Annotated in this window: 11 protein-coding genes; 4 read left to right on the top strand and 7 right to left on the bottom strand. The window is 58.4% G+C overall.

Annotated features, from left to right (window positions below; all coding sequences use genetic code 11):
- Window positions 1-16: 16 nt before the first annotated feature.
- A complete protein-coding gene (locus EM6_RS06605) occupies window positions 17-412 on the bottom strand; it encodes an MliC family protein (RefSeq protein WP_126421226.1) in 396 nt (131 codons plus the stop codon).
- Between the two features lie 131 nt (window positions 413-543).
- Window positions 544-2,730: a prolyl oligopeptidase family serine peptidase gene (locus tag EM6_RS06600; protein ID WP_331875690.1), complete on the bottom strand. Its 2,187-nt coding sequence runs from the start codon at window positions 2,728-2,730 to the stop codon at window positions 544-546.
- Between the two features lie 208 nt (window positions 2,731-2,938).
- On the opposite strand from EM6_RS06600, the gene EM6_RS06595 reads away from it, so the two are divergent.
- Complete coding sequence (locus EM6_RS06595) at window positions 2,939-3,553, top strand: hypothetical protein (RefSeq protein WP_126421222.1); 615 nt, start codon at window positions 2,939-2,941, stop codon at window positions 3,551-3,553.
- Window positions 3,554-3,556: 3 nt separating this feature from the next.
- Complete coding sequence (locus EM6_RS06590; RefSeq protein ID WP_126421220.1) at window positions 3,557-3,862, top strand: winged helix-turn-helix domain-containing protein; 306 nt, start codon at window positions 3,557-3,559, stop codon at window positions 3,860-3,862.
- A gap of 242 nt (window positions 3,863-4,104) precedes the next feature.
- Here the strand turns inward: EM6_RS06590 and carB are convergent, their stop codons facing one another.
- The 4 genes from carB to carA all read right to left on the bottom strand — a co-directional run bounded on the left by carB (window position 4,105) and on the right by carA (window position 10,653).
- Window positions 4,105-7,401, bottom strand: coding sequence for a carbamoyl-phosphate synthase large subunit (gene carB, locus EM6_RS06585; RefSeq protein WP_126421218.1), 3,297 nt, complete (start codon window positions 7,399-7,401; stop codon window positions 4,105-4,107).
- A 172-nt stretch (window positions 7,402-7,573) separates the two neighbouring features.
- Window positions 7,574-8,032 (bottom strand): hypothetical protein, encoded by a 459-nt coding sequence (locus EM6_RS06580; protein WP_126421216.1) that lies wholly within the window; start codon window positions 8,030-8,032, stop codon window positions 7,574-7,576.
- A gap of 32 nt (window positions 8,033-8,064) precedes the next feature.
- Window positions 8,065-9,414: an AAA family ATPase gene (locus EM6_RS06575; protein ID WP_126421214.1), complete on the bottom strand. Its 1,350-nt coding sequence runs from the start codon at window positions 9,412-9,414 to the stop codon at window positions 8,065-8,067.
- A gap of 66 nt (window positions 9,415-9,480) precedes the next feature.
- Window positions 9,481-10,653, bottom strand: coding sequence for a glutamine-hydrolyzing carbamoyl-phosphate synthase small subunit (gene carA / locus EM6_RS06570; protein WP_126421212.1), 1,173 nt, complete (start codon window positions 10,651-10,653; stop codon window positions 9,481-9,483).
- 337 nt (window positions 10,654-10,990) lie between these two features.
- Between carA and EM6_RS06565 the strand changes: the two genes are divergently transcribed.
- Together EM6_RS06565 and EM6_RS17565 are read left to right on the top strand one after the other, a co-directional pair.
- Window positions 10,991-11,179 carry a hypothetical protein gene (locus EM6_RS06565; protein ID WP_126421210.1) on the top strand — a complete coding sequence of 63 codons (189 nt, stop codon included), beginning with the start codon at window positions 10,991-10,993 and terminating at the stop codon, window positions 11,177-11,179.
- Window positions 11,180-11,202: 23 nt separating this feature from the next.
- Entirely contained in the window at window positions 11,203-11,325 is a 123-nt protein-coding gene (locus EM6_RS17565) for a hypothetical protein (RefSeq protein WP_232037009.1), read from the top strand.
- Between the two features lie 4 nt (window positions 11,326-11,329).
- Here EM6_RS17565 and EM6_RS06560 read toward each other — a convergent pair whose 3' ends face one another.
- Window positions 11,330-12,961: an alpha-L-fucosidase gene (locus EM6_RS06560; RefSeq protein ID WP_126421208.1), complete on the bottom strand. Its 1,632-nt coding sequence runs from the start codon at window positions 12,959-12,961 to the stop codon at window positions 11,330-11,332.
- Window positions 12,962-12,966: the final 5 nt, after the last annotated feature.

The following is a 12,966-nucleotide window of genomic DNA, read 5'->3' as shown; positions in this document are numbered from 1 at the left end:
CACCCCGTCAAAGGGTTTACCCCTTGGTGCAGGCTTCGTCCGCCGACCCCCAGGTGGCGTCATTGCCCTTGGTGTGCAGGCTGTAGCCTTCGGTCTGATAAAGCGTGCCGTCGCCGGAGGGGGTTTTCAGCAGGGTGAGCTTGCGGTTGTTGTCGGACAGCACCGTCACATCGGCCTTGTCGTCGGAAAAGACGACCGACAGCTTGGTGCCCAGCGCGCAGGTATAGCTGATCGGGTCGGAGACGGCGAAATCCGCGGCGGCCGACGACATGGCGTCCTTGGCGTCGGTGGCGATTTCAGACGTGGTTTCCTGCACCTCTTCGACGGCTTGCTGGGCTTCGGGCTTGGAGCAGGCCGACAGCGAGGCGGCGGTCAGCGTCATCAGGGCGACGGCGGTGGCGATCTTGCGCATGGGGTGATCCTCTTTCAGTGGTCCTTCGGAGGTATCAGCCCGCGCGTAAGGAAACGATCAGATCGCCCCTTATCGAAGATTAACGAGAGGGAAGAAAACCCCCTCTTCCGACGGGAAGAGGGGGTTTGAGTTTAGTCCATCAGCTTCTGCGCCAGATAGGTGTATTCCAGCGCGTTCCGCTTGGCGGTTTCCTTGAGGTTGGCGGCTGCGGAATGGCCGCCGTCGGTGTTTTCGTAATAGAGGAAGGGCAGGCCCATATCCCCCATCAGCGCCGCCATCTTGCGCGCGTGGCCCGGATGCACGCGGTCATCCTTGGTCGAGGTGACGAAGAAGGGCTCCGGATATTTCACCCCGGCCTTCAGATTGTGATAGGGCGATATGGTCTTCAGGAAGGCGGCTTCTTCCGGCACATCCGGACGGCCATACTCGCCCTGCCACGAGGCCCCGGCCAGAAGCGTGTGATAGCGCAGCATATCGAGCAGCGGCACCTGCACCACGACGGCGTTCCACAGGTCCGGGCGCTGCGTCAGTTGCACACCCATCAGCAACCCGCCATTCGAGCCACCCATAATACCCAGACGACGCGGCGAGGTGATCTTGCTCTTGATCAGGTCTTCGGCCACGGCCTGAAAATCGTCATAGATGACCTGACGCTTGGTCTTGAGGCCCGCTTCGTGCCACTTCGGCCCGAACTCCCCGCCGCCGCGGATATTGGCCAGAACATAGGCGCCGCCCTTTTCCAGCCACAGCTTGCCGATGGCCCCTGAATAGGACGGGGTCAGCGAGATTTCAAAGCCGCCATAGGCGTAGAGCAGGGTCGGCGTATTGCCATCCAGTTTGGTGTCCTTTTTCATCACCACAAAGTAGGGCACCTTGGTGCCATCCTTCGAGGTGGCCCAGTGCTGCTCGACCTTCAGCCCCTCGGCATTAAAGCGTTCCGGGCTGGCCTTCAGCTTGGTCACCGTCGTCTTGTCGGCGTCGGCGATGTACAGGGTCGAGGGTTGCAGATAGCCGGTGGACCAGGCAAAGAGCTGATCCGACTCGTCATCGGTCGAACCGAGGCTAAGCGACGAGTTTTCCGGCAGGGGCAGGGGTTTCAGCACCCATTGGCCATTGACGAGGCTCACCGACTGTACCTGACCGGTGACGTTGGACAGGATCGACAGCACCAGATGGTTCTTCGTCTGACCGATGCCGGCGACGCTCTGATGATCGTTCGGGGCGAAGATCACCGAAGGCTCGACGTTCTTCGGGTCTTTCAGTGCGGCCTTCAGGTCAAAGGCGATCACCGCGCCGGAGGGGTATTTCGTGCCCTTGGCGCTGGTCCAGTCGTCCTTTAGCGAAAAGACGGCCTGACCCTTATAGTAGGCGTTCATTTCTGAGGTCAGCGGTAGGGGCAGCTTCACTTCGCCGGCGTCAGTGAACCACGTCGTATCGACTTCAAAGAAGCTGGGGCGGCGCTCGGCATAGTCCATGACGTAATTGCCGTCGATGTCGCGCAGCACGGTGCGATAGGCCATCATGTCGGTCTTTTCACCGCGATGGATTTCTAGCGCCTGATCGAGGCTCTGACCGCGCTTGAGCACCTTGGTGACGAAGGCGTAGCCCGACGGCGTGACCTCGCCCGGCGTCCATTCGCGCGCCACATAGAGCGTATCCTTGTCCTTCCAGGTGACGATCTGCTTGCCTTCGGGCAGGGTGAAGCCGCCTTCGACGAAGCTCTTGGTCGTCAGGTCGTATTCGCGCACCGTCACGGCGTCCTTACCGCCGTTCGACAGATTGATCAGGCAGCGGGTGTTTTGCGGCGGCAGGCACGATGCGCCCTTATAGACCCAGTTCTGGCCTTCCGCCTTGGCGAGAGCATCGAAGTCCAGCAGGATGTCCCATTTGGGTGCCCCGGCCAGATACGAGGCCTTGTCCGTGCGGCGCCAGATGCCGCGCACATGGTCCTTGTCCTGCCAGAAATTGTCGATGAAGCCGCCATTGGCAAAGCCGGGTGACGGGATGCGGTCGGTGGCTTCGACGATTTTCAGCACATCGGCTTCGTATTGCGCAAAGCGCGGATCGCTGGTCAGGCGCTTCAGGCTGCGTTCGTTCTGCGCCTTGACCCAGGCGAGGGATTTTTCGCCCTCGACCTCTTCCAGATACTGACGCGGATCGGCGGCGTCCGGCGTCAGGCTGGCGGGATTGGCCGGAGTGGATTTGGCGACGGTGGTGATATTGGTCATCTGGGCCTGCGAGGTGAGGGGCATGGCTCCCAAGATGAGCAGCGAGGCGGCCATGCGCAAGGCCTGACGCGACAAGGACGTGTTTGACATGTGGAGGGTTTCCCGCGGTTGGTTTTGTCTGAAACTAACCTCGGCTTTGGCCCCTTTGGCAAGCCCGGAGGGCAATCTTACGAAAATGTAATGACGGATACGCATAAAGTACTTTACAAAATAAAGCGCTTCATTCATAACAAGCTCAGGCCGCTCACACAGAGGGCCCTGACGACATCAAACGCTGCCTTATGGAGGGGCAAACCCAATGGACTCTAACGCACTCAAAAGCGACATCGACTATCTCAAGTCTCTGGCTCTGGATGGCGGGCGCGCCCCGGTCATGAACGGCGGCGCGCTCTTTTGGGCCGGCATCTGTTTCTCGGCGGCGGCCGTGGTTCAGTATTTGATTTTGGACGGTGTTCTAACCGTTCCCAACCCGTGGTTCATCGCCCTGAACTGGGGCGTAGCGGCGGCCATCTATGCCGTCCTGTGTATCGCCTCTATCGCTGCGTCGAAGCGCCGCTATGGGGTCGGCAATGCCATGAACCGTGCCATCGGTTCGGTGTGGTCGGGCGTCGGTTTTGCCATCTTCGCCCTGTTCGTTACCTTGACGGCGGCCGCAGTCGGGATGAAGGCCATGGAACAGATGCAGCCGTTGATCGCGCCGGCTATCGTTATCCTCTATGGAGTCGGCTGGTGGGTCGTCTCGGTCCTGTCGGGCCGAAAGTGGATGGCGGGCGTGGGCCTGCTCAGCTTTGCCAGCGCGCCGTTTCTGGCCTTTGTCGGCGGTCAGCCGATCCAGATGCTGGGCTATGCCATCACCCTGACCCTCATTGCCACCATTCCGGGCCTGGTTCTCATGCGCTCATCGGAGGGCTGAGACATGCCGGATGAGTTCAATATTGAGCGTATCGACGACGTTATTCATGGCCGACTGAGGCTGGGCATTATGGCCTTTCTCTCGACGGCCGGGTCGGCGGACTTCACCACGCTGAAAGCCAAGACGCAATCAACGGACGGCAATCTGTCGGTGCAGGTGCGCAAGCTGGAAGAGGCGAACTATGTCACGGTGGACAAGGCCTTTGTCGGCAAGAAGCCGGTAACGACCATCACGCTCACCGAAGCGGGCCGCGCGGCCTTTGTCGATTATCTCGACGCCATGCGCCGCCTGATCGACGAGGCGGGGTAAGAGCCTGTACCTCCCTGGCTATGCCGGGGAGGGGGACCGCGCCCAAAGGGCGTGGTGGTGGGGTATCTTGCGATCTTTAACCCTGCGCTCCGTTTGAAACTTTGAAACCAAGAAAGAACCCCCACCACCGCATCTCACCTGCTTTCAGCAGGCTCGTGCGGTCCCCCTCCCCAACGAGTTGGGGAGGTATAAGAGGGGCTCTATAACGAAGAAAGCCCCGGTTTTCACCGGGGCTTTCTTCGTTACGCGTATTCCTGAATGGAGCGGACGTCCAGCTCGCCCTTGAGGCCCGAGGCGATGGCCCGCACCGCCGCCACAGCGCCATTGGCCGTGGTGTAGTAGGGGATCTTCATCATCAGAGTCGTGCGGCGGATCGAGAAGGAGTCGAGCAGGGCCTGCTTGCCTTCGGTGGTGTTGAAGACCAGCGCGATCTCGCCATTCTTGATGGCGTCCAGCACGTTGGGGCGGCCTTCGAGCACCTTCTTGATGGTGTCGATCTTCACGCCCTGCGCCGCCAGATAGTCGGCCGTGCCCGCCGTGCCGCACACCTCGAAGCCGAGGCTGAGCAGGGTGCGGATGGCCTCAACGATCACCGGCTTGTCCTGATCCTTGACCGAGACAAACACCTTGCCCGATGTCGGCAGTCTGGTGCCACCGCCCAGTTGCGACTTGGCAAAGGCGCGGGCAAAGGCGTCGATCATTTCTTCGCCATCGCGCACCCAGTCGAGGCCCATGACCTCACCGGTCGAGCGCATCTCAGGCCCAAGCACCGTATCGACATTGGCAAAGCGCGCGAACGGGAAGACGGCTTCCTTGACCGCCACGTGGCGATAATCGCGCGGCGTCAGGCCGAAGGACGACAGGGACTGACCGGCCATAACCTTGGCGGCGATCCCGGCCAGCGGCTTGCCCAGCGTCTTGGCGACGAACGGCACGGTGCGTGAGGCGCGCGGATTGACCTCCAGCACATAGATCTTCGGGTCGGTATAGGGGTTCATGATGGCGAACTGCACGTTCATCAGCCCCTTGACCTTAAGGGCCTTCGCCAGCTCAACCGTCTGACGTTCAAGCTCCTTCACCGTTTCCGGCTTCAGCGAGAAGGGCGGCAGCGAACAGGCCGAGTCGCCGGAGTGCACGCCGGCCTCTTCGATATGCTCCATAATACCGGCGACAAACACGCCGGTTTCATCGGCCAGCGCGTCGGCATCGACTTCGATGGCGGCGCTCAAATACTGGTCGATCAGCACCGGCGAGTCGCCCGACACCTGCACGGCTTCGCGCACATAGCGGGTCAGTTGCTCGTCGTCGCGGATGATTTCCATGGCGCGGCCCCCCAAAACGTAGGACGGCCGGATGACGATTGGATAGCCGACCTCATGCGCCGCCTTGAAGGCCTCTTCCGGCGTGCGGGCGATAGCATTGACCGGCTGGGTCAGGTTGATCTCTTTCAGCAGTTGCTGGAAGCGCTCACGGTCTTCGGCCAGATCAATGGCGTCGGGCGACGTGCCGAGGATGGGGATGCCCTCGTCTTCCAGCGCCTGTGCCAGTTTCAGCGGCGTCTGGCCGCCGAACTGCACCACCACACCGGCCAGCGTGCCGTTCGACTGCTCAACCGCGATCAGTTCCAGCACGTCTTCGGCGGTCAGCGGCTCGAAATAGAGGCGGTCGGACGTGTCGTAGTCGGTCGAGACCGTCTCCGGGTTACAGTTGACCATGATGGCTTCAAGGCCCATGTCCTTATAGGCAAAGGCCGCGTGGCAGCAGCAATAGTCGAACTCGATGCCTTGCCCGATGCGGTTCGGCCCGCCGCCCAGGATGATGGCCTTCTTGCGGTCGGACGGCGCGGCTTCGCATTCCGGCACCTGACCCAGAGCGCCGGATTCGTAGGTCGAATACATGTAGGCGGTCGATGAGGCGAATTCGGCGGCGCAGGTGTCGATGCGCTTGAACACCGGGCGCACATTGAGGCCGCGACGGGCGGCACGCACGTCTTTTTCCTTGGTGCCGGTCAACTTGGCCAGCCGCACGTCGGAGAAGCCCATGGCCTTCAGCTTGCGCAGCTCATGCGCGGTCTTCGGCAGGCCCAGCGCACCGATCTTCGCTTCCTCAGCGACGATGGTTTCGATTTGGCGCAGGAACCACGGCTCATAGTGACAGGCCGTGTTGATCTCTTCGACGCTGAGGCCGTGGCGGAAGGCCTGAGCGATGACGCGCAGACGATCCGGCGTCGGGCGGCCCAGTTCGCGCACCACGGCTTCCTTGATGGCGTGGACGCTGGTCGCACCGGCGACGCCGGGGATTTCGACCTCATCAAAGCCCGACAGGCCGGTTTCCAGACCGCGCAGGGCCTTTTGCACCGACTCGGAAAAGGTGCGGCCGATGGCCATGACTTCGCCGACCGACTTCATCGAGGTGCCGAGCAGCGGCTCGGAGCCCGGATACTTTTCAAAGGCGAAGCGCGGAATCTTGGTGACCACATAGTCAATCGACGGCTCGAACGAGGCCGGCGTCACCTTGGTGATGTCGTTGGTCAGTTCGTCCAGCGTGTAGCCGACGGCCAGCTTGGCGGCGATCTTGGCGATGGGGAAGCCGGTGGCCTTCGACGCCAGAGCCGAGGAGCGTGACACGCGCGGGTTCATCTCGATGACGATCATGCGGCCGTCGGCCGGGTTCAGTGCGAACTGCACGTTCGAGCCGCCGGTTTCGACGCCGATTTCGCGCAGCACGGCCAGAGAGGCCGAACGCATGATCTGATATTCCTTGTCGGTCAGGGTCAGGGCCGGGGCGACCGTGATCGAATCGCCGGTGTGCACGCCCATCGGATCGACGTTTTCGATGGAACAGACGATGATACAGTTGTCCGCCTTGTCGCGGACGACTTCCATCTCGTATTCCTTCCAACCGACTATCGACTCTTCGATCAGCACCTCGGTGGTGGGGCTGAGGTCGAGGCCGCGCGTGACGATGTCGCGGAACTCTTCCTGATTGTAGGCGATGCCGCCGCCGGTCCCGGCCAGCGTAAACGACGGGCGGATAACGGCGGGCAGGCCGCCGATGGTCTTCAGCGCCTCAACCGCCTCTTCCCAGCTATGGGCGACGGCGGATTTGGCCGATTCAAGCCCCAGCTTGTCCATGGCGTCGCGGAACTTCTGACGGTCTTCGGCCTTGTCGATGACCTCGGCCTTGGCGCCGATCATTTCGACATTGTACTTGGCCAGCACGCCGTTGTTTTCGAGCGCCAGCGCGGTGTTGAGCGCCGTCTGACCACCCATGGTCGGCAGAAGGGCGTCCGGGCGCTCCTTGGCGATGATCTTTTCGACGAATTCCGGGGTGATCGGCTCGATATAGGTCGCATCGGCCACGTCCGGATCGGTCATGATGGTGGCCGGGTTGGAATTGACCAGAATGATGCGATAGCCTTCCTGACGCAGGGCCTTACAGGCCTGCACGCCGGAATAGTCGAACTCACAGGCCTGACCGATGACGATGGGCCCCGCGCCGATGATCAGGATGGACTTGATATCTGTACGTTTGGGCATGTCTGTCTTTCTTCAGGTCTGGTCGCGCGCAAAGTTTCGGGCAAACGCCGTGTGGCCTCTGTCCGGTGGAAGATGAACCCTTGTGGGCTCTGTTATGTTTTCAGGCTAAGCGGGTGCTTTAGTGCCTTAAGGACGGGGATGCAAGTGCAGGAGCAAAAAGATTTGCGTATGATTAGATAACGGCGGCTCGATCATAACCTGACAAATCGCTATCCAGTGACCAAATCAATACTCTTTGAGCTTGACTAAGCTCGCACATCCTTTCCCATTCCATAATTATGGACAGATCAGATAAGCTAATACCTTCTCGAGTTTTGATTTCGGATTTGTTACGCATTGCGTATTCAGGAAATTTTTGAAGCCAAAGCGCAAATTCGGATCGCTCGGGAAAATGGGTTGGAGTATAAGGGGTTTCGCCGTCTAATGCTTTTTGCACATCTCTGCATAATTTTGTAGCATATTCTCTACGTCGGCCACCAGTTTTGAGGTCCGCTATATGATTTCCGGTTTCCCATATGGTTGCCATAGGAAGTAAAAAATTATCTGAATTTTTAATTCTATGCGCAAATTCTGTTAAAACAGCATTTCTGTCTTGGTTCCATCCCGGGACGTCTAAGACGTTCAGGTACACTGATGTGTCAATTAGTATTATGTCTCCCATAGTTAGACTCTATTACTAATTTCTGAAAGCCATTTCAAAGCATTGTTTCTTTTTTCTAATCCACTTTTATGATTTTTCACAAAACGCTCTAGTAGGCCGCTGGTTACGAGGTGCCCAAGCGTGCCCTGAGCTATTAATTCCGGATAATCAGAAATGTTCTCTAATTTTATTAATTGACTTGATCCATTTTCCTTACTTCTATAGCAAAAAACAACGTCAGGGATTGCGGAATCGGGTAGTGCGTCTAGAAGTGCTGGGTTATGGGTAGATAGAAGAACTCTTATATTTCTTTTTTCTGCAATTTGCTGAATTTTTTCCAGAAGATGCTTTGCCCGGCTGGGGTGGACACCATTGTCTATTTCTTCAATAACTACAATGCTTCCCTCTATTGCGGATAGCATTGCCGCAGAAATTGCTAGAACCCTTAAAGTTCCATCCGAAAGTAATGATGCATCGTAATTCCGTTCCCCATCGCCGAAGGTTTCGGTAAGTTGTACCATTACCCCGCCGCGAGGCTCGCGAATAAAGCTTAATTTTGAGATATCTTGTTCCGGTAGGCTTTGTATAAAGCTTATAATGTCGCGTTGAATTGGTTTTAAATCAACTGGAATATTGTTTTCGGATTCTAATAAATCTTCAAGATCCATCTCACTATTCCATAGATCAAACAGAACGCCAGACAAATTTGATCCGTCGCTTTGTAATATTCTATCAGACGGGAATGTATAATCTCTCATCTTCGCTGGAACGGGGTCGAGAAACAACATGGAAGACAAAAGTGACTCGTAATGTTTTGTGTATCTAGGAATAAGTCTTCTAGATTGTTTATGTTCAGAGTTGAATGTGGCGGGGCTCGTTAACTGCGTTAAAATTGCAAGCTGGTCATTGCAAACAATTTTAGGCTTTTTGCCTCCACGCGCAAAATTATCGTACGAAACGCTAACGTCAGTGCCCTGCCCAATGGAAGGATGCTCTAAGCGATAAAGCGGGACCGTAGTGTGATTTGAAGTTAATTCTTCTTCTACTATATGAAGCCCATCTATTCTTCTCTCTATTTGTATTTTATATGAATTATATGTCTCGGATTTATTCTCGCATCCTAATTCAAATAGAGAACTTCCACAGTAACCTAAATCTTTGATATTTCCTCTGACAAATCTATCGCCATTTTGCACAGCGTATTGTATGGCAGAAAGCTTTTGCCCTTGTGCCATCCAAGCAAGTAGCCGCATTGCTTCAATAGCATTGCTCTTTCCTGATGCGTTTGCACCTATAAGAACTGTAAGCGGCGAAAGCGGAAGCTTCGCGCTCACATAGCTTTTGAAATTTTGGATAGTAATTGCACTAAGCATGATGATTGCGCTTAAAAGGGATCACACGAGGAGCATAATAGGATATTAGTGCAATTTCACCATTAATTAAACCGCCACCTTGGCGTCGCGCATATAGTGCGCAAAACGCTCGAACAGATAGAGCGAATCGACCGGGCCGGGCGAGGCTTCGGGGTGGTGCTGGACGCTGAACACCGGCTTGCCAGCCAGAGCGATACCGCAGTTGGTGCCGTCAAACAGCGAGACATGGGTTTCGACGACACCGGAGGGCAGGCTGTCGCGATCGACCGCAAAGCCGTGGTTCATCGAAACGATCTCAACCTTGTTGGTGGTCAGGTCCTTGACCGGGTGGTTGGCGCCGTGGTGGCCCTGTTCCATCTTGAGCGTCTTCGCCCCCAGCGCCAGAGCCAGCATCTGATGGCCGAGACAAATGCCAAAGACCGGCAGACCGGCTTCGACCAGCTTCTGAATCTGCGGTACGGCATAGGCCCCGGTGGCGGCCGGATCGCCCGGACCGTTGGACAACAGCACGCCATCGGGCTTCATCGCCAGAATCTCTTCGGCCGGCGTCTGGGCCGGGACGATCTTTACCGCCGCACCGACGCTGATCAGGGCGCGCAGGATGTTCTGCTTCACGCCATAGTCGATGACGACGACGTCGAAGTCCGCCTTCTGACCGTCCTTATGGCCTTCGGACCACTTCCACAGGTCGGAGGTCCATTGCGCCGACTGGGTCGAGGTGGCGTCCTTGGCCAGATCCAGCCCGACAAGACCCGCCCATTCGGCGGCCTTTTGCGTCAGGGCGGGGATGTCGAACTGACCTTCGGGGTTGTGGGCGATCACGCCGTGCGGCATGCCCTTTTCGCGGATGCGCTTGGTCAGCGCGCGCGTGTCGATCCCGGCGAGGCCCACGACGCCGCGCGAGGCCATCCACGCATCGAAGCTGAGGGTCGAGCGCCAGTTGGCGGGCGGCGTCGGCAGGTCGCGGAAAATCGCGCCTCTGGCGGCCCGGCGGGGATCATCGCCCAGTTGTTCGACGTCTTCCGGATTGACGCCGACATTGCCGACGTGCGGGAAGGTGAAGGCGACGATCTGATCCATATAGGACGGATCGGTGAGGATTTCCTGATAGCCGGTCATGGCCGTATTGAAGCAGACCTCGCCCAGCGCATCGCCGGTCGCGCCACAGCCCAGGCCCTGAAACACGGTGCCATCGGCCAGAACCAGAACCCCCGTTACACCGGGAAGAAGATCAGTCATGGTCAAAAACTCCTATAGGAAGGCCAGAGGCGGGCAGGGCTGCGGGTAAACGGCCGCACACATAGGGATTTGGTCCCGCCGGGTCAATGACGAATTGCCCTCAGGCGGTCACGATTGCGCGCGACGCATGTAAGGCTTGGTAACATAATCGGACTCTGTCGTGGAAAAGCCGGATTTCGCCTCATTGCGGCTCTATTTGGCGGCGATAGGTCTCGGTCTTTTCCGGCGGGGGATCGCCCGGTGCCGTTTCGACCCGTCGAACCGGCGCCTCCACCTTTGACGCGCATCCCATCCGCAAGGCCCGACCTTTGCGGGGTGCGCTTACGGGAGAGCCCTGATGTATCGAATCTTTTTCCTCAATGCCGAAGACGCCGAAGTGACGTCGGTGCCGTGGGGATCGGACCTCAATCTGGCTATCGACCACGCCAAGGCCCACCTGCCCGCCCACAGCCGCTGGCATGGGGCGACGCAGGCGCGCATCTATGATATGCAAACCAGCCAGCTCGTCTTTCAATATCCGCAATAACCATAATCATAAGGACACCGACCATGGCTAAAGGACAAAAGAAATCCAACAAGGAAATCCGCAAACCCAAGGCGGCAAAGGTGAAGATCGAGCCGGCGGCCAAGGCGGGTTTTGCCAAGGGCACCTTGTCGCCGGCCAAGAAATAACCTTTTATACTATGCCGGTGCCGAATATCTTCAGCACCGGCGTAAAGGTCGGGCGCGCGTCGGGCAGCTTCACATTCAGCCCGTTGATCGACAGGCCGAAGTCCAGCGGCTGACCGTGGCCCAGCAGTTCGACCCGCTCGACCGTGCCCTTGCGCTGGGCCGACCCCTGCGCCATGGCCGTCAGGCTCATATACCCGCTGTTGGGCCAGTCCTGCCCCAGCGCGTAGAGCACCCCGCCCTTGGTGGTGTAGCGGATGTCTTCGTGGGTAAAGCCCTTCTGCGCGTGTTCGTTCTGCATCCCCTCGGCAAAGCGGGCCGGGCCTTCGCCGTAGATCGTCCAGACGCGGGTGCCAAAGATGGCCTCACCATTCACCGTCATCCACGCCGCCATGTCCTGAAGGATTTTGACTTCCTTTTCGTCAATGGCACCATTGCCGCGCTGCGGGATAGACAGCAACATATTGCCGTTCTTGGCGACGATATCGCCGAGGCGCTGGATGACGTCCTTGGCGGTTTTATATCCATTGCGCTCATAGAGCCCGCGGTCGTAGTGCCAGTTGCCGATGCAGGTGCAGGTCTGCCAGTATTCCGCGCGCAGACGGTCAGAAAAGCCGCGCTCGACATCATCGACGATGGCGCGTTTCTGTCTGGCGTCCAGCTTCTTGCCGGTCACGACGGCCTCCAGCTTGCCGCCGTTCCATTTGCGGTTCTGGTTATAGAAATAGGCCGTGGCATCGAGCCCCGCCTGCTCCAGCGGCAGGCCGTAATTGTCGAAATAGACAAAATCCGGCCGGTATTTATCGACCAGATCGTTCTGACGCAGCAACCACTGCCGGGCGTACCAGGCGTTGGGCGACGTTTCCAGCCACTGACCCGAATGCTGATCGTGATAGTCGTTCATCGCCTTGATCGTGGTCAGACCGTCGGGCGGTACCATGTCCCCGGCCGGACCGGTATAAAGGTCCTGCGGGTCGAGGCCGTCCCACCATTTGCCCTTGCCATCGGCCTTCGTCAGGCGCGCCGCGTCATAGCGCACGCCGCGCATCGGCCCTTCCGGATCGTAGCCATAGGCCGTCTGCCACCAGTGCCAAGCGTGGGCGGCGTGGTTGGACACGCCAAATCGCAGACCGGCGGCGCGCGCCACCTTTGCCCAGCGGCCGACAATATCCATCTTCGGGCCGACGTTCAGGGAATTCCATTTGTGGAACTTCGAATCGAACATGTCGAGATTGTCGTGGTGATTGGCCATCGACACAAAGTATTTGGCACCGGCGGCCTTATAGAGGGCGATCTGGCCTTCCGGGTCCCATTCCGTGACCTTCCAGTCGTTGATGATCTCCATAAAGCCATGATGCGCCGGATGGCCATAACGTTGCACATGCAGGTCGTAATAGGGATTGCCCTGCATATACATCTGCCGTCCGTACCAGTCGCCGGCTTCCGGCACGCACTGCGGCCCCCAGTGCGACCACAGGCCCAGCTTGGCGTCCTTGAACCAGTCCGGCGTCTCATAGGCGTCGCCCAGCGACTCCCAACTGGCCTTGAACGGGGCCGTCGCGGCCTGCGTGGCGGGGGCGAGGGTGGCACCGCTGAGCGCAGCGGCGGAACCAAGCATCTGACGGCGGGTAGGGCGCATGGGAG

The organism is Asticcacaulis excentricus (assembly GCF_003966695.1).
GTDB classification, from domain to species: Bacteria; Pseudomonadota; Alphaproteobacteria; order Caulobacterales; family Caulobacteraceae; genus Asticcacaulis; species Asticcacaulis excentricus_A.
This window is presented reverse-complemented; position numbering and strand designations above follow the sequence as displayed.